16 protein-coding genes are annotated in these 19,545 nt (G+C 72.3%); 5 read left to right on the top strand and 11 right to left on the bottom strand.

From position 1 onward, the window contains the following. Positions 1-49 precede the first annotated feature (49 nt). On the top strand, positions 50-1,555 hold the full coding sequence (locus ABME01_RS12490; RefSeq protein WP_353828747.1) for an alpha/beta hydrolase: 1,506 nt from the start codon (positions 50-52) through the stop codon (positions 1,553-1,555). Here the strand turns inward: ABME01_RS12490 and ABME01_RS12495 are convergent. The 6 genes from ABME01_RS12495 to ABME01_RS12520 form a co-directional block, all read right to left on the bottom strand. Then, positions 1,552-2,622: a TerC family protein gene (locus ABME01_RS12495; RefSeq protein ID WP_353828748.1), complete on the bottom strand. Its 1,071-nt coding sequence runs from the start codon at positions 2,620-2,622 to the stop codon at positions 1,552-1,554. The genes ABME01_RS12490 and ABME01_RS12495 overlap by 4 nt on opposite strands. A 254-nt stretch (positions 2,623-2,876) precedes the next feature. Next, positions 2,877-3,749, bottom strand: a complete 873-nt coding sequence (locus ABME01_RS12500; protein ID WP_353828749.1) for a MurR/RpiR family transcriptional regulator — start codon at positions 3,747-3,749, stop codon at positions 2,877-2,879. A gap of 29 nt (positions 3,750-3,778) precedes the next feature. Continuing rightward, positions 3,779-5,014, bottom strand: a complete 1,236-nt coding sequence (locus ABME01_RS12505; protein ID WP_353828750.1) for a M20/M25/M40 family metallo-hydrolase — start codon at positions 5,012-5,014, stop codon at positions 3,779-3,781. Position 5,015: 1 nt separating this feature from the next. Then, positions 5,016-5,822 (bottom strand): amino acid ABC transporter ATP-binding protein, encoded by an 807-nt coding sequence (locus ABME01_RS12510; RefSeq protein ID WP_353828751.1) that lies wholly within the window; start codon positions 5,820-5,822, stop codon positions 5,016-5,018. After that, positions 5,819-6,814, bottom strand: a complete 996-nt coding sequence (locus ABME01_RS12515) for an amino acid ABC transporter permease (RefSeq protein WP_353828752.1) — start codon at positions 6,812-6,814, stop codon at positions 5,819-5,821. Before ABME01_RS12515 ends, ABME01_RS12510 begins: the two co-directional genes overlap by 4 nt. Positions 6,815-6,849: 35 nt before the next feature. Beyond that, the gene (locus ABME01_RS12520; RefSeq protein WP_353828753.1) at positions 6,850-7,809 is read right to left on the bottom strand and encodes an ABC transporter substrate-binding protein; all 960 of its coding nucleotides are present in this window, start codon (positions 7,807-7,809) and stop codon (positions 6,850-6,852) included. A 220-nt stretch (positions 7,810-8,029) separates the two neighbouring features. Here ABME01_RS12520 and ABME01_RS12525 point away from each other — a divergent pair, with 220 nt between their 5' ends. Further along, positions 8,030-9,331 carry a cyanophycinase gene (locus tag ABME01_RS12525; protein ID WP_353828754.1) on the top strand — a complete coding sequence of 434 codons (1,302 nt, stop codon included), beginning with the start codon at positions 8,030-8,032 and terminating at the stop codon, positions 9,329-9,331. A gap of 68 nt (positions 9,332-9,399) precedes the next feature. Here the strand turns inward: ABME01_RS12525 and ABME01_RS12530 are convergent, their stop codons facing one another. From ABME01_RS12530 to ABME01_RS12550, 5 genes are all read right to left on the bottom strand, one after another. Next, the gene (locus ABME01_RS12530) at positions 9,400-11,499 is read right to left on the bottom strand and encodes a multicopper oxidase family protein (protein WP_353828755.1); all 2,100 of its coding nucleotides are present in this window, start codon (positions 11,497-11,499) and stop codon (positions 9,400-9,402) included. A 136-nt stretch (positions 11,500-11,635) separates the two neighbouring features. Beyond that, complete coding sequence (locus tag ABME01_RS12535) at positions 11,636-12,541, bottom strand: serine hydrolase (RefSeq protein ID WP_353828756.1); 906 nt, start codon at positions 12,539-12,541, stop codon at positions 11,636-11,638. A gap of 93 nt (positions 12,542-12,634) precedes the next feature. Continuing rightward, positions 12,635-14,617: a M13 family metallopeptidase gene (locus ABME01_RS12540; RefSeq protein ID WP_353828757.1), complete on the bottom strand. Its 1,983-nt coding sequence runs from the start codon at positions 14,615-14,617 to the stop codon at positions 12,635-12,637. Positions 14,618-14,682: 65 nt separating this feature from the next. Then, positions 14,683-15,387 carry a potassium channel family protein gene (locus tag ABME01_RS12545; protein ID WP_353828758.1) on the bottom strand — a complete coding sequence of 235 codons (705 nt, stop codon included), beginning with the start codon at positions 15,385-15,387 and terminating at the stop codon, positions 14,683-14,685. Further along, the gene (locus ABME01_RS12550; RefSeq protein ID WP_353828759.1) at positions 15,380-16,756 is read right to left on the bottom strand and encodes a TrkH family potassium uptake protein; all 1,377 of its coding nucleotides are present in this window, start codon (positions 16,754-16,756) and stop codon (positions 15,380-15,382) included. The genes ABME01_RS12545 and ABME01_RS12550 overlap by 8 nt, the downstream gene beginning before the upstream one ends. A gap of 98 nt (positions 16,757-16,854) precedes the next feature. Between ABME01_RS12550 and ABME01_RS12555 the strand changes: the two genes are divergently transcribed. The 3 genes from ABME01_RS12555 to ABME01_RS12565 all read left to right on the top strand — a co-directional run bounded on the left by ABME01_RS12555 (position 16,855) and on the right by ABME01_RS12565 (position 19,512). Then, on the top strand, positions 16,855-17,229 hold the full coding sequence (locus ABME01_RS12555; RefSeq protein ID WP_353828760.1) for a YccF domain-containing protein: 375 nt from the start codon (positions 16,855-16,857) through the stop codon (positions 17,227-17,229). A gap of 88 nt (positions 17,230-17,317) precedes the next feature. Continuing rightward, the gene (locus tag ABME01_RS12560; protein ID WP_353828762.1) at positions 17,318-18,706 is read left to right on the top strand and encodes an MATE family efflux transporter; all 1,389 of its coding nucleotides are present in this window, start codon (positions 17,318-17,320) and stop codon (positions 18,704-18,706) included. Between the two features lie 68 nt (positions 18,707-18,774). Continuing rightward, on the top strand, positions 18,775-19,512 hold the full coding sequence (locus ABME01_RS12565) for a head GIN domain-containing protein (RefSeq protein WP_353828763.1): 738 nt from the start codon (positions 18,775-18,777) through the stop codon (positions 19,510-19,512). The last annotated feature ends 33 nt before the right edge of the window (positions 19,513-19,545 follow it).

Genomic DNA, 19,545 nt, shown 5'->3' on the forward strand with positions numbered 1-19,545 from the left:
CGGCGGACGGCGCGGCATCCGGCATGATCGAAGCGGGGAGGGGGTGCGGATGTCGCGGACCCGCGAGTTCCGCCGCGGCGACGCGGTGACGGTGATCACCGAGTCCGGCGCCGGCCGCCCGACGTTCGTGCTCGTGCACGGCATCGGCATGGGTCACCGCTACTGGTCCGACCTCGCCGACGCGCTCGCCCGTGAGGGGCGGGTGCTCGCGCTCGACCTGCCGGGCTTCGGCGACGCGCCGGAACCCCCGTCCCCGCACTCGATGCGCGAGTCGGGCGAGCACCTCGCGGCGCTCGTCGAGGCCGAGCGCGACGGCGGGCCGGTCGTGCTCGTCGGCCACTCGATGGGCACGCAGGTGGTCGCCGAGGCCGCCGCCCAGCGGCCCGAGCTCGTCGATGCGGTCGTGCTCATCGCGCCGACCGTCAATCCGCGGGAGCGGTCGGCCCTCATGCAGGGCATCCGCCTGCTCGAGGACCCCTCGCTCACCCGGCCGAAGGTCATCGCTCTGGGTCTGCACTCGTACCTGCAGGCGGGCCCGCGATGGTACTTCCGCAAGCTGCGGTGCATGCTCGAGCACCGCATCGAGCTCGTGCTGCCGGACGTCCGGGCTCCCGCGCTCGTCGTCCGCGGCGAGCACGACCGGCTCGCGCCCCGAGGGTGGGCGGAGCAGGTGGCGCGCCTGCTCCCCTACGGGCGCTACGTCGAAGTCGCCGACCGCGGGCACGAGACCATGGTCACCGCGGGCGCCCACGTCGCCGACCTCGTTTCGCGTCACGCCCGTGGCGAGCACGTCGGGCACGAGGTGGCCCGGGTATCTGATCCGGAGGCGCCGTCGCGCATCGCGAAGGCGTGGTGGTGGGCCCGCGACTACCTCTACGCCGGGGTCCGGCACGCCGCCGTCGTCGTGGAGGGCTGGATGCCGCCGCGCGCCTGGTCGACCGGGCGCGACGACCTGCCCGAGGTGCTGCTGCTGCCCGGGATCTACGAGCACTGGTCCTTCCTCCGTCCGCTCGGCGACACGCTCAGCCGGTCCGGGTACCGCGTGCGCGTCGTGCACGGCCTCGGCACCAACCGGCGCGGCATCCCGGACACCGCGGGGCGGCTCGGCCGGGCGCTCGCGCGGCGGCCCGCCCCGCCCGCCGGGCGCGTGATCGTCGCGCACAGCAAGGGCGGACTGGTGGCGAAGCAGCTCCTCGTCTCCGATCACGACGGCACGGGTGCGAGCGGCGGGAACGACGGCGTGCGCGGGCTCGTGGCGATCTGCACGCCGTTCGCCGGCTCCCGGATGGCGCGGCTCATCCTCGACCCGAGCGTGCGGGCGCTGCTGCCGAGCGACGAGACGATCGTGCTGCTCGGCAGCGCGACGTCGGTGAACGCCCGCATCGTGTCGGTGTTCGGGCGGTTCGACCCCCACGTGCCGGACGGGAGCCTGCTCGAGGGCGCGACGAACATCCGCGTCCCCGTCGCCGGGCACTTCCGCATCCTCGGCGCCGTCCAGACGCACCGGGCCGTGATCGAGGGCGTGCGGCGGCTGACTGGGCGCGTCGACGGCTAGCGGCGCTCCACCGGCTCGCGGGTGCCCGCCCGCTCTCGGCCGGGGATTCCGGGGCGGTCGTCGCGCCGCCGGCGGAAGAGCGGCTCGGCCTCGGCGAGCTCGGCCGGGGTGGCCGGACGGAACGCCCCGGCGGGCGCGGCCTCGACCTCGTGGCGGCCCTGCCCGCGGGTCGCGACGAGCGACGCGCCGATCGCGACCGCCAGGATCGCCACCACCACGGTGAGCGAGAGCCAGGTCGGGATCTTCACGACCTCGAGGAGGGCCATCTTCGCGCCGACCCAGACGAGCACCAGCGCGAGGCCGGCCGTGAGGTACCGGAACCGGTGCATGAGGTCGGCGAGGAGGAAGTACATCGCGCGCAGGCCGAGGATCGCGAACGCGTTCGCGGTGAAGACCAGGAACGGCTCGGTCGTGACCGCGAAGATCGCGGGGATCGAGTCGACCGCGAACACGATGTCGGTCACCTCGACGAGCACGAGCACCGCGAGCAGCGGCGTCGCGACGATCGCGCCCGCGCGCCGGATGAGGAATCGCGGCCCGTGGTAGGCGTCGGTCATGGGCACGACCCGCCGGAACAGCCGGAGCGTGCGCGACCGCTCGGGCTCGACGTGCTGCTCGCGCTGCAGCAGCATCCGGATGCCGGTCACGATCAGGAACGCCGCGAACACGTAGAGGATCCAGGCGAACTCCTCGATGAGCGCGGCACCGGCCGCGATGAAGATCCCGCGGAAGACGAGCGCGCCGAGCACGCCGAGGAAGAGGACCCGGTGCTGCAGCTCGCGCGGGACGGCGAACGAGGCGAAGACGAGCGCCCAGACGAACACGTTGTCGACGGCGAGCGACTTCTCGATCAGGTAGCCGGCGAAGTACTGCTGGCCGGCTTCGGCGCCCCACGCGTTCCAGACCACGATGCCGAAGGTGACCCCGGCGAGCACCCAGGCGATCGACCAGCCGAGCGCTTCGCGCACGCCGATGACGTGCGCCCTGCGGTGGGCGAACAGGTCGATCGCGAGCATGGCGACGATCGCGCCGAGCACGGCGAACCAGGCGAAGAGGGGGATGTCCACGGTGTCCTCCAGTTGTCGAGTGGCAACCGGAGGTCTCGTCCGGGCGTCGCGCGGGCGGCCTGCGACCGGGCCCGTGCGGCCCGGATGCGCCGGGGCCGAGGGCCCGGATTGACGACGCATCCTTCGGGGACTACTCCCCTCCGCTTCGATGACACCATGACGACGCGGCGCACGCCAAGCGCGGGGGGCGAACCCGCGGAGCGCTCACGGGAGCTTCACAGCCACCGCCCGGCCGACGCGTCCGAACCGGGCGGTCAGTACAGCTCGAGCTCGCGACCGGCCTGCTCGACCCGCCCCATCCGCTCGGATGCCGCGTCCCCGAGCCGCGCGAAGCACTCCGCGATCACGGCCTCGATGAGCGCGAGCACCGGCGTCATCGCGTCGAAGGCGGAGGGCGCCGCGGTCTCGCTGGGCAGGACCACGTCGGCCTCGCTCGCGATGGGCGAGAGCCACGAGTCGGTGAACAGCACCACCGTGGCACGCCGCGCCTTCGCCGCGCGCGCGAGCCGCTGCGTGGGCTCCTCGTAGCGGCGGTAGTCGAACAGCACCACGGTGTCGCCGCGGTGCAGTACGGCCACCGCATCGGCGCGACCCGCATCCGCTCCCGGGAGCATCGTGACGCCCTCGCGCAGCAGCTGGAGGTGCTGGGCGAGGTACCGCGCGAGGAGGCCGCTGTAGCGGCCGCCCGCAACGAGCAGGTGCCCGCGCGGACCGGCGAGCAGTTCGACCGCGCGCGCGAACTCGTCCGGCGAGAGCGAGGAGAACGTGCGCTCGAGGGTGTCGCGCGTGATGGCCGCCGCGCGCCCGAGCGCCGTGCTCTCGTCGGTCTCGGGCGTCGAGGACTGCCGTCCGAAGAGCTGCAGCGGTGACGCCGACCGCTCGTCGAGGTCCTCGCGCAGCGCCCGCTGGAAGTCGGGGAAGCCGCGGTAGCCGAGGCGGTTCGCGAAGCGCAGCACCGTGGGCCCGCTCACGCCCGCCCGGGCCGCGAGCTTCGCGACGGTCTCGAAGCCCGCGGAGGGGTACGACGACAGGAGCACCCGCGCGACGCGGCGCTCGGCCGGTGTGCAGTCGGCCATCCCGCGCCGGATCGCCTCGGCCACCGAGACCGACGTGTCCGCTGCTGCCATCGCCGTGCTCCCCTCGGTCCGTCCGAGTCTCACCGTAGCGACCCCCCTTCGGCGATCGCCACGACGAGGCCGGAGAGCAGCGCGATCCGCTCGGGCGCCGTCGCCAGGTCGAGCCACTCGTCGGGACCGTGGTCGCCGCCGCCGACCGGTCCGAGCCCGTCGAGCGTGGGCACCCCCAGCCGGGCGACGAAGTTCGCATCGGAGGCGCCGCCGGTCGCGGCGAGGCCGAACCGGAGCCCGAGCCGCTCGCCGACCTCGAGGGCGACACCCGCGAGGTCTTCCGTGGCGGCGGACTCGAGCGGCGGGCACACGTCCAGGCGCGTCGCGACGATGCGGGCTCCATCGAGCGCCGGGGCGGCCGCACGGGCGTCGATCGCGTCGAGCGTGCGGGTGAGCGAGACGAGGTCGGCCGCGCGCACCTCGAGGTGGAGCTCGGCGGACTCGGGCACGATGTTCGCCCGCGACCCGGCGCACATGCGGCCGACGTTCACGGTCAGCCCCGCCGCGGGGTCGGCGAGCGCGGCCACGTCGAGCGCGAATCGCGCGGCCTCGAGCGCCGCGTTCACGCCCCGCTCCGGCTCGACGCCCGAGTGCGCGGCCCGGCCGCGGATGTCGACGAGCACGTCGGCCACGCCCTTGCGGGCGACCACGAGGTCGCCGTTCTCGCGGGCGCACTCGAGGCAGAGGGCCGCATCGGCTCCGTCGACGATGCCGGCGAGGATGTCGCGGCTCGCCGGCGAACCGACCTCCTCGTCCGGCGTGAACACGAGCACCAGCTCGCCGTACCCCTCGTACCCGAGCCCGCGCAGCACGCGCGCGGCGGCGAGGCCGGCCGCGATGCCGGCGACGTCGTCGCACACGCCGGGCCCGAAGGCTCGGTCGCCGTCGATGCGGAACGGTCGCGCCGAGGCGGTCCCCGCGGGGAACACGGTGTCGAGGTGGGCGAACAGCACGATGCGGGCACGGCCGCCGCCACGGCGACGACCGACGACGACGGGGCCGTAGCGGCATCCGTCGACCTCAGGCGTCGGGATCACCTCCGTGGCGAAGCCGTCCTCCGCGAGCGCATCCGCGACCCAGGCCCCGGCCTTCGCGACGCCGTCGGCGTCGAGCGAGCCGGAGTCGATGCCGACGAGGCTCGCGAGGTCGTCCCGGAAGCGGGGGTCGCCCGCCCGGGCGCTCCGCCGGAGCGCCTCGACGGTGGGCGCGGTGGGCGCCGTGGGCGCCGTGCGCACCGGCGCCGTGCGCGCCGTCGTTCCCGCCACGTCAGAGCACCTTCGAGAGGAAGGACCGCGTGCGCTCCTCGCGCGGGTCGCCGAGGACCTGCGACGGGTCGCCGGACTCGACCACGACGCCGCCGTCCATGAACACCGCGACGTCGCCGACCTCGCGGGCGAAGCCGATCTCGTGCGTGACGACGATCATCGTCATCCCCGACTCCGCGAGTCCCCGCATCACGTCGAGCACGTCGCCCACGAGCTCGGGGTCGAGCGCCGAGGTGGGCTCGTCGAACAGCATGACCTCGGGTTCCATGGCGAGCGCGCGGGCGATCGCCACGCGCTGCTGCTGGCCGCCCGAGAGCTGGGCCGGGTAGGTGCCGGCCTTGTCGGCCAGCCCCACCCGTGCGAGCAGGTCCATCGCGCGCTCCCTGGCCGCCGCGCGCGGGAGCCGGGCGACCTGCACGGGCGCCTCGATCACGTTCTCGAGCGCGGTCATGTGCGGGAACAGGTTGAAGCGCTGGAACACCATGCCGACCTTGCGGCGCTGGGCGGCGACCTCCTTCTCGCGCAGCTCGTACAGCTTGCCGTTGCGCTCGCGATAGCCGACCGTCTCGCCGGCGACCCGGATCATCCCCGCGTCGATCTGCTCGAGGTGGTTGATGCAGCGGAGGAAGGTCGACTTGCCCGAGCCGGACGGGCCGAGCAGGCACACGACCTGACCGCGCTCGACCGACATCGTGATGCCCTTCAGCACCTCGAGGCTGCCGAAGCGCTTGTGCACGTCGGTGGCCTCGACCATCGGGCGGGCCGCGGTCGCGGCCGCCGGGGTCGCCTGGGGGATGGTGGCGGTCATGCGTCCGCTCCCTTCTTCGAGGCACGCGACCGGCTCGCCGGCAGCGCGATGCTCTGCGTGAACGTCGTGACGCGCGACCCGAGGCTGGGGCGGGCGCCGTCGAAGCCCCGGCCGTAGCGGCGTTCGAGCCACATCTGCGGGACCGACAGGATCGAGGTGAGCGCGAGGTACCAGATCGCCGCGACGATCAGCAGCGGGATGATCTTGTAGTTCTGCGTGTACGCCTCGCGGATGTTCGACATGAGGTCGTCGCCGGCCACGATCGCGACGAGGGCGGTGCTCTTGAGCATGGTGATGGTCTCGTTGCCCATCGGCGGGATGATCACGCGCATGGCCTGCGGGAGCACGATGCGGCGCAGCGTCCGGCTCGGCGACATGCCGAGCGAGTGCGCGGCCTCGGTCTGGCCGCGGTCGACCGACTGGATGCCGGCCCGCACGATCTCGGCGGCGTACGCCATCTCGTTGAGCCCGAGCGCGAGCAGCGCCGCGACCGTCGCGGGGATCAGGTCGCTCGTGTCGATCGACCAGAACTCGACCGAGGTGAACGGGATGCCGAGGGCGATCTTCGGGATGAAGGCGCCGATGAAGCCCCAGAAGATGAGCTGCAGGATCAGCGGCGTGCCGCGGAACACCCAGATGAAGAGCATGGCGGCGACCGACAGCACCGGGTTCGGCGAGAGCCGCATGACCGCGATGACGATGCCGCCGAGCACGCCCATGACCATCGACGCGACCGTGAGCCAGATGGTGATGAGCACGCCGTTCAGCGTGAGCGGCTTGAAGAGGTACTCGCCCACCGTGGGCAGGTCGAGGTTGGGGTTCTGCAGGATCGACGCCATCGATCCGATGCCGATGAGGAGGACCAGCACCGCGGCGATCCAGCGGCCGGGGTGGCGGACGGGGACGGCCTCGATGGGGCCGGGGCGGGCGGCGCCCGCGGACCCCTGGGGTCCGGCGGGCGCCGCCGTGGATGACGGCTGCGTTGCGGTCATGGATGGAGCTTCCGTGTCGGTCGTGACCGTGGTGGTCACTCGGCGGCGGCGCCGTTGATGGTGGCCTCGTCGATGCCGATGCCGGTGACGCCGTACTGGTCGAGGATGGCCTCGTAGGTGCCGTCGTCGATGAGCGACTGCAGCGCGGCCCGGATGGCCTCTGCGAGGTCCTCGTTCGCCTTGAGCACCCCGATGCCGTTGAGGGTCGCGTCGTAGCCGTTGGGCGCGTCGGCGTCCTCGACGACCTCGAAGGTGGCGCCGTCGTTCGTGGTCTTGGCGACGTACCCGGCGCTGGGCTTGGTGAGCAGCGACGCGACGGCCTTGCCGCTGGTGATCGCCAGCTGCGCATCGGCGTCGGACGGGAACTCGCTGAGCTCGATCGGGTCGAGGTCGGCGGCCTCGCACTCGCCCTGCCAGACGTCGTTCACGAGGTCGACCTGGCTGGTCGCCGCCTGGACCGCGACCGACTGGCCGCACAGGTCGAGGAAGCCCTCGATGCCCTCGGGGTTGCCGGCCGAAGTGAGGATGCCGGTGCCGGAGGCCGAGTAGTCGATGAACGTGAGCACCTCCATGCGCTCGACGCTCGAGGTCATCGCGCTGATCGTGGCGTCGAAGTTTCCGGCCTGCAGCGCGGGGATGATGCCGTCGAAGGCCTGCTGCTCGAACTCGAAGTCGATACCGAGCTTCGCGCCGATCGCGTGGCCGAGGTCGACGTCGACGCCGGTGAGCACGTCCGAGCCCTCCTCCTCGAACATCTCGAACGGGGCGTAGGGCGCGTCGGTGGCGACCTTGACGGTGCCGGCCTCCGCGATGTCGGCGGGGAGGAGCTCGGCGGCGGCCTCGTCGACGCCGATCTCGATGCCGGCGACCTCGACGGCGGCGCCCTCGTCGGGCTCGGCCGCGGTGCCTGCGGCGCTGCAACCGGCGAGGAGGACGGCACCGGAGAGTCCCGCGACGGCGAGCGCCGTGCGGAGGGGCGTGGTGGTGGCGATCATGGACGGCCCTTCTTGGTCGGGGGTGCGGTGGAACGGGTGGGTCGAGTATGTAACAGACATTTCAGAATTGCTAGTACTTTTTCAATCTGTAACAAACACCCACCGTGGCTGCTCGTCGCGGACATCTTGCCTCGGAGCCCTTCCCATCGGCCGTAGCGTGCGTTAGCGTACGGCGCGAAGCACCCGGATTTGTAACGCTCATTCCAAGGAGGCATCCCCGATGCGCATCGCCCCACTGCCGATCGCGGCCGGCACCGTCGCCGTGCTCGCACTCACGGCATCGCCCGCCGTGGCCGCGCCCATGACGCCCGGCCACGAACCCCACCCCCACGCCGTGCTGATCGGCGGCAACCTCGACGAGAACGCCGAGATCCTGCAGGCCATCGTCGACCTGGCGGATCCGGACGGCGCCGGACCCGAGAAGGCCCGCATCGCGATCGTGACCGCCGCGGCGCGCACGGCGCGCACGCCGGAGCAGGCGGCCGACTCGTCCCTGAACAACGCCGCCGCGAACGGCCTGTACTACTCGGACCTGTTCCAGCAGTTCGGTGCCGAGACGTACGCCGTCCCCGTCGACACCGCGGTCGACTACCCGGGCGATGCCTACACGCCCGACCGCGCCGACGACCCCGCCGTCGTCGCCGAGCTCGCCACCGCCACCGGGGTCTTCTTCGGCGGCGGCGACCAGATGCGCTACGTCCGCACCCTGCAGGACTGCGACCCGGCGCCGCTCGAGGCCTTCACCTCGTGCACCGACACTCCCGTGCTCACGGCGCTGCGCGCCGCGGCCGACCGCGGCGTGGTCGCCGGCGTGAGCGCCGGGCTGACCATCCAGCAGGGGCCGGACATGGTCACCGGCGGCGAGTCCTACGAGGCGTGGCGCGACGGCGCGCAGGCCGGGTACCTCGACGACCCGACCGAGCTCGGCTACCTGCCCTCGGGCGGCTTCGGCTTCGTCGAGGGCGTCCAGATCGACAGCCACTTCACCACCTGGGGCCGCCAGGGCCGAGCGGTGAAGCTCGGCCTCGAGACCGGCCACGACCTGGTCCTCGGCATCGACGAGACGACCGCCGTGGTGCTGGACCGCACCACCGGCGTGGGCCGCGTCATCGGCGAGCACGGCGCGTCGCTGCTCGACCTCGGCGCGGCGCTGGAGCAGGACGGCGGCGTCACCGGCGTCCGCTGGAGCTACGCCACGGCCGGCGACGGGATCAACCTGAAGCGGGGCCGGGTGCTCACGGCGGACGGCTCGACCGCGGTCCGGCCGACGGCTGGGCCGGTCGCCGACGTCTCGGACGTCTGGGACTCGCTCGAGGGCGAGGGCGGCACCTACTCCCTCCGCGACCTCGCCCGCGAGACCGTCGCGTCGAGCGCGCGCGCCGCGAGCGGCACGAGCATCGAGGAGGACCCGCAGTTCCGCACGACGCTCACCCGGGTGCCGCAGACGCGCGCCTGGGCGACGCCGAGCGGCTCCGTCTCGTTCGCTGGCCTCGAGATGCGGATCGAGCGCGTCGCGGGCTGAGCCCGGGGCACGGCCGCCCGACGGGCCGGTGCGGGGCTTCGGCTCCGCACCGGCCCGTCGCGTGCCGACTAGGCCGGGGCGCCCGGCTCCTCCGGACCGACGCGGAACGGCCGCATCATCTCGTTGTCCTCGTGCTCGACGATGTGGCAGTGCCAGACGAACCGGCCCGGGCGATCGAACTGCGCCCGCACGCGCGTGACCTCGCCGGGGTACGCGATGACGGTGTCCTTGAACCCGGTCTCCCAGGGTTCCGGGAGCCTGACGTGGCCGTCGGGCTGCACGGGCTGCGCGACCTCGCCGCCGGACAGCACGAGCCCCTCGCGATCCACGACCTCGAACGCGACCTCGTGCACGTGCATGGGATGGGCATCCGCCGTCGTGTTCACGAACTCCCAGACCTCGGTCGCACCGAGTGACGGGTTCTCGGTCACCGGGTCGGCCCAGAGGCGCTTCGTCCAGACGCCCGATGCGACGTCGCCGAGGAGGGCGGCGACCGGGCCCTCGACGGGTGCCCCGGTCGAGTCCTCGCCGACGGCCGACTCCTCGATGAGCGCGAGCGTGCGCGTGCCGCCCTCGGCGGGGAGGTGCGTCACCGGCGGCAGGACGAGGTACTTCGGCGGGGTGGTCGGGTCGGGACCGGTCGCGGGCCGTACGAGGAACACCATCACCTGGCCGGTCGAGTCGGGATCCGCCGGGTCGAAGTCGATGCCCGGTTCGCCGCCGCCGAAGGGCTCGTCCGGTCCGACGTTCTTCAAAAGGTATGGACCGGCGGGCACGTTCGTGAAGTCGACGATGAGGTCGGCGCGCTCCGCGAGGCCCAGGAGCAGCCGGCCCCCGTGGTCGGCGGTGAGGTCCACCGGCGCGTCGAGGAAGCCGCCCTCGTTGCCGACCTGCCACACCTCCACCCCGGGGATGGCGCCGAAGTCGAGGATGAGGAACCGCGACTGGCACCCGTTCAGGAACCGCAGGCGGTAGCGGCGCTGCTCGACGCCGTGGAACGGCCACGTGTTGCCGTTGACGGTCATCATGTTGCCGAAGAACTCCGGCTGCCAGATCGGCGAGAACTCGCCGGCTGGGATGTAGTCCGCGACGATCTCGTCGAAGAACCGCCGGGTGTCGGGGTAGAAGAGCGAGCCGTCGACGTCGAACGAGCGATCCTGGATCACGATCGGGATCTCGTAGTACGTCTTGTTGGGCGGGAACTTGTCGCCCTCCATCGGCGCGGGCGACGGCAGCACCGCGGTCGAGCCGTCGCGGGCGTCGAGGACCGCCTTCTCGCCCTCGGGGCCGCCGCGGACGAGGAAGAAGCCCGCGGGACCGGCGTACACGTTCAACCGCGTCAGGCCGAGCGAGTGGTCGTGGTACCAGAGCGTCGACTCGCGCTGGTCGTTGGGGTACTGGAACACCACGTACCCCGGGCCCCAGGTCGCGCCGAATGCGTCGGCCGCCTTGCCCGCGAAGAAGTCGTGCCAGGTGCCCTCGGTCGCGTACCCGGCGGGGATGTCGCCGGCCGCGGGCAGGTACCAGGCCTCGGGATACCCATCGCTCTCGTCACCCACCCCCACCGCGCCGTGCAGGTGGGTGACGAGGGGCACCGGCCCGGTGTAGGCGCCGGGCGTGCTCGCGAACGTCGGCCGCGTGTCCCGGCCGGCGTCGCCGCCCGGCGGATTCGCCCAGTGCAGCGTCGGATCGACGGGGAGCAGGTGGGGCAGGAACCCTCCGTCCTCGTCGACGAGGTCGTTGATCCACTTCACCCGGACCGGCCGGCCCCATTTCGACTCGATCGTGAGCGACGGCGCGTTGTGCAGGAGCAGCCCTTTCTTCCCCTGGCTCGAGACGGCGCCGTATCCCCAGACCGTCGTGGCCGGCAGGGTCACCGGGAGGATCTGCTGCTCGAACTGCCGTACCGAGATCTCGTAGTAGTCGACCGGCTTCCCGCCGGGCTGCGGGATGATCCCCGCCCGCGGCATCACGGGCGGGACGAGCAGCGGCGTGATGAACTTCGGCACGTCGCCGGGCGGCAGGGTGCCGCCCGGGATCTGTGCGAGCGCGACGCGCTCCCCACCCGACGTGACGGCGTAGAGCATGAACCCGGCTCCGGCCGCACCCGCTGCGGCGATGAACGCCCTCCTGCTGATCCGCCCGCCCCTCGGCGTCGACTCCGACATCTGCCCTTCTCCTTCCCCGGGCGATGCGGGGGGCGGAAGGGCGGCGCGTCCGGTAGTAACACGAGTCGTACCCATGAGTACCGGCGGAGCGCGAAGACGGGAAGGGACCGTGGTCCCCCGGGCCGCTCCGGCCGGCTCAGTGCACGTACTCGAGGAGGTCGGCCCCCACCATCCGCATGCCGTCGAGCACCGCGAGCCGCGAGGCGAGGCGCGTGTCGGAGTAGTACATGGAGACCGCATAGGCCACGCTCGCCCGCGGCCCGCGCAGGACGCCGACCTCGCTGCGGACGCCGCCGTCGGTGCCGGTCTTGTTCATCAGCAGCAGGCCGTGGTCGGGCGTTCGGTGCGCGAGCGGATCGAGGCCGAACGCCGATGCGACCATCGACAGGTCGGCGTTGAGGCTCAGCCAGCCCACCACCCGCTGCGACACCTCGGGGCTCACGATCTCGCCCCGTGCGAGCGACGCGAACAGCCACGTCAGCTCCTTCGCCGATCCGATGGAGAGCTGGGGCGCGTCATCGGGGCCGCGGTGGTCGCGGACCAGGTCGAGCAGTGCGGTCCTGGTGAGACCGAGCGTCTCGGTCCGCGAGCGCACGGACTCGAGCCCGATGTGCCGGATCAGGACGTTCGTGGCCAGGTTGTCGCTGGTCGCGCCGACGAGCGCGGCCAGGTCGGCCATGGGCAGCGACGGCGTCTGCAGGTGCTGCCAGATGCCGGAGTCGCCGACCGCGTCGCGCGGCGCGCGGTCGAGCATCGCGAACGCGTCGGGATTGGCCTCACCCAGCCTCGCCGCCACCTCGACCAGCAGCAGCACCTTGCCGATCGATGCCGTCGGCATCACCACGTGGTCGTCGACCGAGAAGAGCACCCGGCCGGTGGCCAGGTCGGTCGCACGCGCCGACACCTGCACGCCGCCGAGCGCGAGCTCGCCGAGCGCGTCGAACCCGCGCGAGAAGTCCTCGCCGGCCTCGTCGGTCCGGTGCCGCCCACGCCGCGCTCCGGCGTGCCGAGCGCGGCGCTCGGATCCCTGGGAGGTCACCACGGCAGGTCGTAGGGCTTTCGTTCGGGTCGCGCGCTCCCCCACCGCGGCATCGCGGTGCGCTCGACGGATTCGGACGGGGGTCGGAGTCGAGGCCTACCAGATGCGCACGCGCTCGGACGGCTCGAGCCAGAGCGCGTCATCCGGCGTGACCTCGAAGCCAGTGTAGAACTCGTCGATGTTCCGGACGATCTGGTTGCACCGGAACTCGTTGGGCGAGTGGGGGTCGATCGCGAGGAGTCGCTCGACCTCGGCGTCGCGGCCCTTCATCTGCCAGGCCTGCGCCCAGGAGAGGAAGAAGCGCTGCGCGCCGGTCAGCCCGTCGATCACGGGCGCCTCCTCGCCGTCGAGCGAGAGCAGGTACGCCTTCCATGCGATCGCGAGCCCGCCGAGGTCGCCGATGTTCTCGCCGATCGTGAGGGCGCCGTTCACGTGCGCGGGGTCGCCGTCGCCGTCGGACGCCGCGAGCTGCACCGGCACGAGCACGTCGTACTGGTCGATGAGCGCCTTGGTGCGATCCTCGAACGCAGCCCGGTCGTCCTCGGTCCACCAGTCGATCAGCCGGCCGTCGCCGTCGAAGCGCGAGCCCTGGTCGTCGAAGCCGTGGCCGATCTCGTGTCCGATGACGGCGCCGATGGCCCCGTAGTTCGCCGCGGGATCGCGATCGGCGACGAAGAACGGGTACTGGAGGATGGCGGCCGGGAACACGATCTCGTTGAACCCGGGGTTGTAGTACGCGTTGATCGTCTGCGGCGTCATGAACCACTCGTCGCGGTCGATGGGCGAGCCGATCTTGCCCAGCTGCCGGTGGAACTCGAACTCGGCCGAGGCGCGCACGTTGCCGATGAGGTCGGCGGCGTCCACCTCGAGCGTGGAGTAGTCGCGCCACTTCACGGGGTAGCCGATCTTCGGCGTGAACTTCCGGAGCTTCTCGAGCGCGCGCTCACGCGTCTCCTCGCCCATCCAGTCGAGCTCGGCGATCGACTCCCGGTAGGCCTCCTCGAGGTTCGCGACGAGCTCGTCCATGGCCTGCTTGGCGGCGGGCGGGAAGTGGCGCTCGACGTAGATGCGGCCGACCGCCTCGCCCATGGCGCCCTCGACGAACGAGACCCCTCGCTTCCACCGCTCGCGCATCTCGGGCGTGCCGGTGAGGGTGCGGCCGTAGAAGTCGAAGTTCGCCTCGACGAAGTCGCTCGAGAGGTAGGGCGCAGAACTGCGGATGACCTGCCACGCGAGCCAGTCGCGCCAGGCCGGCAACCGGTCGGCAGTGAGGAGGGCGCCAACGCGCTCGACGAAGCTCGGCTGGCGCACGACGAGTTCGGCGAAGGCGCCGTCGGGCACGCCCATCGCGTCCCGCCACAGGTCGAGGTCGACGGCGGCGGACTCGAGCAGCTCCGACCAGGGCGTCAGGTTGTAGGTCTTGCGGCTGTCGCGCGACTCGACGTTCGTCCAGTGCCCGGCCGCGATCTCGGTCTCGAGGTCGAAGACCCGCTTCGCGCGCTCTGCCGGATCCTGCAGGCCGGCGAGGCCGAACATGCGCTCGAGGTGGGCGAGGTACTTCTCGCGGATGGGCGCGAACCGCTCCTCGCGGAAGTAGCTCTCGTCGGGCAGGCCGATGCCGCCCTGCTCCACGAAGACGAGGTATCGCTCCGGGTCGCCCGGGTCGTTGTCGACGAAGAGCTGCGCGAAGCCGGAGACGCCCTGTCGCTCGAGGGAGCCGATGGCCTCGAGGAGCTGGGCGACGTCGCCGGGCAGCGACGCCTCGACGAGCTGGCCGGCGATCGGCGTCGACCCGAGCATCTCGGCGCGCTCCTCGTTCATGAACGACGAGTAGAGGTCGCCGACCTTGCGGGCCTCGGTCCCGGGCTCGGCGGTCGCAGACTCCTCGAGGATCTCGCGGACGGCCTGCTCGGCCTCCTCGTGCAGCACGATGAAGCTGCCGTACCGGGCCTTGTCGGCCGGGATCTCGGTCCGCTCGATCCACCTGCCGTTGACGTGGCGGAACAGGTCGTCCTGTGGGCGCACGTCGGCGTCGAGCTCGTCCAGGATGATTCCGCTGGGCATCGTCGCATCGGTCATCCCCACAGCCTAGGCGCGCGTCGGCGCGCGCAGGCTGGGCGGATGCCGCGAGCCGCCGCCCGCCGTCAGCGCAGCTGCGCGAACCCCTCGGCCTTGCGGGTCGGACCGACCACGAGCACCGTGTCGCCGTCCGAGAGGACCGTGTCCGCGTCGGCGTTGCGCCACTCGCCGCCGGGGTGCTTGTAGGCGGCCACGGTCACGCCGAGCTCCTTGCGCAGTCCGGTCCGGCCGAGCGGGACGCCGTGCAGGCGGCCCGGCGCGGCGGTCTTCACGATCGCGTAGCCGCGCTCGATCTCGATGTAGTCGAGCGCCGCTCCGCGCACGAGGTGCGCCACCCTGCGCCCCATCTCGGCCTCGGGGCGGATGACGTTGTGCAGTCCGAGCTGCTCGAGGATCACGGCGTGCTGCTCGGTGACGGCCTTCGCCCAGATGACGGGGATCTTCATGCCGAGCAGCACCGAGCACGTCAGGATCGACGCGGTGATGTCGGAGCCGATGGCGACGACGACCCGGTCGAACTCGTCCACGGCGAGCTGGCGCAGCACCTCGGCCTTCGTCGAATCGGCGCGCACGACCTGCGTGAGCTCGCCGTTCAGCGACTGCACGATCTCCTCGTCGGCGTCGATGCCGAGGACCTCGGTGCCGCCGGCCATGAGCTCGAGCGCGAGCGCCCTGCCGAAGCGTCCGAGCCCGATCACGGCGACCGAGTCGGCCTCGGCGATGCGGCGCGAGGTGTCGGACGCGCCGCCGAACAGTGGGAACCTAGCCAATGGCGGGCCTCTCCTTCGGGAGTTCGTAGAGGATGCGCCGGTCGCGCAGCGCGATCGCCGATCCGAGGGTCAGCGGGCCGATCCGGCCGAGGAACATCAGGAGCACGAGCACCACCTCGGCCATGGGCGGCAGGTCGGCGGTGATCCCCGTGGACAGCCCGACCGTCGCGAAGGCCGAGACGGCCTCGAACGCGACGAGGTCGAGGTCGAGCTTCGTGATGTGCATCAGCAGGATGATCGCGGTCATCACCGCTCCGACCGCGACGAGGGCGACGGTGATCGCCTGCCGGTGCACCGCGCGCGAGAGCCGCTTGCCGAAGATGTTGACCGCGCCCTCGCCGCGGAACTCGGTGAGCAGGATGAAGAAGAGCACCGCGAAGGTGGTGACCTTGATCCCGCCCGCCGTGCCGGCCGGGCCGCCGCCGATGAACATGAGCACGTCCATCACGACCCAGCTCTCGTCGTGCATGAGCGCGACGTCGATGGAGTTGAACCCGGCCGTGCGCGTCTGCGTCGACATGAAGAACGACGCGAGCAGCTTGGAACCCGGATCGAGCGGGCCGAGCGTGTCCGGGTTGTTCCACTCCGCGACGGCGAGGTAGGCGAAGCCGCCGACCAGCAGGACGGCCGTGCCCCAGAGGACGAGCTTCGTGTTCATCGACCAGTGCAGCGGATGCCGGATCTCCTTGCGCAGCTGCATGATCACCGGGAACCCGAGCCCGCCCAGGATGATCGCCGCGCACATCGGCAGGCAGATGAAGGGATCGTCGACGAACCCCATCATGTTGTCGGTGTACAGGGCGAAGCCGGCGTTGTTGAACGAGGAGACCGAGTGGAACAGGGCATGCCACGCGGCCTGGCCGGCATCGGCGTCGTACGCGAACAGGAACCGCGGGAACAGGAGCGCCCACGTCACGGCCTCGATGCCGAGGGAGATGAGCACGATGCCCCGCACCAGCCCGCGCACGTCGTCGAAGCCCACCGCCTTGGCCTCTGCGGCGGTGTTCAGCCGCGAGCGCACGCTCATCTTGCGCGCGAGCACCAGGCCGATGAGGGAGGCGAAGATCATGATGCCCAGCCCGCCGAGCTGGACGAGCAGCAGGATCACGGACTGCCCGAGCGGGCTCCAGTGCAGCTCGGTGTCGACGACCGTGAGGCCCGTGACGCACACGGCGCTCGTGGCCGTGAACAGCGCATCCGTGAAGGTCGTGCCCGCCGGGTCCACGGTCATGGGCGGGAGCCAGAGCAGCAGGGTGCCCGCCGTCACGGCGGCGGCGAATCCCCCCACCACGGCTTGCGCCGGGTGGAGCCGGATGCCCCGCCGGAAGCGGTGCGGCCGCGGTGCGCGGACCGACTCGCGGGAGGTCACCGCGGAATCATACGCCTCCCGCGGGCAGGTGCGCCCGCTCGGGCGCGCGCCGCGCAAGGGGATCGCGCCGGGTCGGCGCACGGTGCCATCATCGACGCATGCTCAACACGATCCTGAACGTCGTCTGGCTCATCCTCGCGGGCATCTGGCTGTGGATCGGCTACATGCTCGCCGGGCTGATCATGTGCCTGCTCATCGTCACGATCCCGTGGGGGCTCGCGTCGTTCCGCATCGGGAACTACTCGCTCTGGCCGTTCGGGCGCCGCGTCGTGTCCAAGCCGACGTCGGGAGCCTGGTCGTTCCTCGGGAACGTCATCTGGGTGCTGCTCGCCGGGTGGTGGCTGGCCCTCGAGCACCTCGTCACGGGCCTCGTCATGTGCCTGACCATCATCGGCATCCCGCTCGGCATCGCGAACTTCAAGCTCATCCCGGTCTCGCTCGCACCGCTCGGCAAGGAGATCGTCGCCGACTGAACGGGTGAACGGCTGCAGACGGCACCGTCGGTTCCCATGAGCGCACCGGCGCGGCCGGTCGGCGGTGCCGCGTAGGCTCGGAGGCCGCATGAGCACCCTCGACTCCGACCGCACCCCTGCCAGCGCCGCGCGGCGCGTCGTCGACCGCGACATCCTGCGCCTGGCCGTGCCCGCGCTCGGTGCGCTGATCGCCGAGCCCCTGTTCCTGCTGGCCGACACCGCCATGGTGGGCCACCTTGGCGCGGCGCCGCTCGCAGGCCTCGGCCTCGCCAGCGCCGTGCTGCAGACGATCGTGGGCCTGATGGTCTTCCTCGCCTACGCCACGACCCCGTCGGTCGCCCGGCGCCTCGGCGCCGGCGACGAGCGCGGCGCCGTCTCGGCCGGGGTGGACGGGCTGTGGCTGGCGCTCGGGCTCGGCGCGCTGCTCGCGGCGGCCGGCTGGCTCGCGGCGCCGTGGCTCGTCGGGGCGTTCGGCGCGCCGCAGGAGGTCGCAGCCGAGGCGTCCGTGTACCTCGCCATCTCGATGGCGGGCCTGCCGGCGATGCTCGTCGTGTTCGCGGCGACGGGGCTGCTGCGCGGCCTCCAGGACACGCGCACGCCGCTCTGGGTCGCCGGTATCGGGTTCGCGGCCAACATCGCCCTGAACGCACTGTTCATCTACGGGTTCGGCTGGGGCATCGCGGGCTCGGCGATCGGGACCGTGGTGGCGCAGTGGGGCATGGTCCTCGTCTACCTGGTGGTGACCGCGCGCCACGTCGCCCGGGTCGGCGCGAGCGCCTGGCCGCACCACGCCGGGGTGCTGCGCGGCGCGCGCGACGGCGGGTGGCTGTTCCTGCGCACGCTCAGCCTGCGGGTCGCGCTGCTGCTGGCCACCTGGGCCGCGACCTCGCTCGGGCGCGACGAGCTCGCGGCGTACCAGGTGGCGATCACGATCTACTTCACGCTCGGGTTCGCGCTCGACGCACTCGCCATCGCGGCCCAGGCGCTCATCGGGAAGGGCCTCGGCGCCGGCGACGTGGCGCAGGTCCGGGCCGTGCTGCGTCGCTGCGTCGAATGGGGCATCGGCGCGGGCGTGGCGATCGGGGCCCTCGTCGTCGCGACCGCGTGGGTGCTGCCTGCGGTCTTCACCTCGTCGGCCGAGGTCGCCTCGCTGCTGCCGCCGTCGCTCGTGGTGCTCGGGCTGTCGGCGCCGCTCGGCGGCCTCGTCTTCGTGCTCGACGGCGTGCTCATCGGGGCGGGCGACGCCCGCTACCTCGCCTGGACGGGCCTGGTGAACCTCGCGGCCTTCGTCCCGATGGCGTTCGGCGTGGTCTGGTGGGCGGCGGACGCCGACCTGCCGGGCGCGATCGCCCTCGCCGCGCTCACGGCGGCGTTCTCGCTCGGGTACCTCGCGGCGCGTGCGCTGACGCTCTCGCTGCGGTCGAGGGGTCGCGCGTGGATGGTGACCGGGGCGCCGGCCGACCGCCGCGGCGCGTGACCAAAGGCCCGGAGGGGCAGGCCGCAGGACTCCTATGGTCGAGGCGAAGCCGTCCCAGGGAGGTCGCCATGCCCGTCGATCGCGCCACGCGCCGGGCGGTCCGACGACTCGCCGCTGCGTTCACCGCGGTATCCGTGCTCGCCGTGCTGACGGGCTGCCTGCCGGTCGTCACGGCGGGTGAGCGGCTGACCGAGGAACGCGACATCCCGGATGCCACGAGCGTGGTCCTCAGGTCGTCCGGCGACGTGACCGTACGGCTCGGCGACGAGCCCTCGCTGTCGGTCACCGGAGGCGAGAACGTCCTCGCGCGCCTGCGCACCGAGGTCGAGAACGGCCGGCTGGTGATCGACGTCCAGCGCGGGCCGATCCTGGTCGGTGCCGGCGACCTCGACATCGACATCACCCTCACGTCCCTGAAGGCCGTCGCGATCACCGGATCGGGTGACGTCACGGCGGACTTCGACGGCGCGGAGGAGGTCACGCTCGAGATCGGCGGGTCCGGCGGCATCTCGGCGGAGGGCGTGGACGCCTCATCCGTGCGGGCGTCGATCTCGGGCTCCGGCGAGATCGAGGCCGACGGCTCGACCGACCGCCTCGACGTGCAGGTGAGCGGGTCGGGGAGCGTCGACACGTCGCGGCTGCGCGCGATCGAGGCGGTGGTCGTGCTCTCCGGTTCCGGCTCGATCGACGTCGACGTCGCCGAGAGCCTCGACGTCACGCTCTCGGGGAGCGGGAGCGTCAGCTACTCGGGTCGACCGCAGGTGCGCAGCACGGTGTCGGGCTCCGGCGAGATCGGGCCCGCCTGAGCCGTCGCGGCGAGGTCGGGACGCGGCGTGCGG

The organism is Agromyces litoreus, from assembly GCF_040496015.1.
GTDB classification, from domain to species: domain Bacteria; phylum Actinomycetota; class Actinomycetes; order Actinomycetales; family Microbacteriaceae; genus Agromyces; species Agromyces litoreus.

Coding starts and splice junctions, on each gene's coding strand:
- ABME01_RS12490 (WP_353828747.1), top strand. CDS start 50: ATGTCGCGGACCCGCGAGTTCCGCCGCGGCGACGCGGTGACGGTGATC.
- ABME01_RS12500 (WP_353828749.1), bottom strand. CDS start 3,749: ATGGCAGCAGCGGACACGTCGGTCTCGGTGGCCGAGGCGATCCGGCGC.
- ABME01_RS12510 (WP_353828751.1), bottom strand. CDS start 5,822: ATGACCGCCACCATCCCCCAGGCGACCCCGGCGGCCGCGACCGCGGCC.
- ABME01_RS12515 (WP_353828752.1), bottom strand. CDS start 6,814: ATGACCGCAACGCAGCCGTCATCCACGGCGGCGCCCGCCGGACCCCAG.
- ABME01_RS12520 (WP_353828753.1), bottom strand. CDS start 7,809: ATGATCGCCACCACCACGCCCCTCCGCACGGCGCTCGCCGTCGCGGGA.
- ABME01_RS12525 (WP_353828754.1), top strand. CDS start 8,030: ATGCGCATCGCCCCACTGCCGATCGCGGCCGGCACCGTCGCCGTGCTC.
- ABME01_RS12530 (WP_353828755.1), bottom strand. CDS start 11,499: ATGTCGGAGTCGACGCCGAGGGGCGGGCGGATCAGCAGGAGGGCGTTC.
- ABME01_RS12540 (WP_353828757.1), bottom strand. CDS start 14,617: ATGACCGATGCGACGATGCCCAGCGGAATCATCCTGGACGAGCTCGAC.
- ABME01_RS12555 (WP_353828760.1), top strand. CDS start 16,855: ATGCTCAACACGATCCTGAACGTCGTCTGGCTCATCCTCGCGGGCATC.
- ABME01_RS12560 (WP_353828762.1), top strand. CDS start 17,318: ATGAGCACCCTCGACTCCGACCGCACCCCTGCCAGCGCCGCGCGGCGC.
- ABME01_RS12565 (WP_353828763.1), top strand. CDS start 18,775: ATGCCCGTCGATCGCGCCACGCGCCGGGCGGTCCGACGACTCGCCGCT.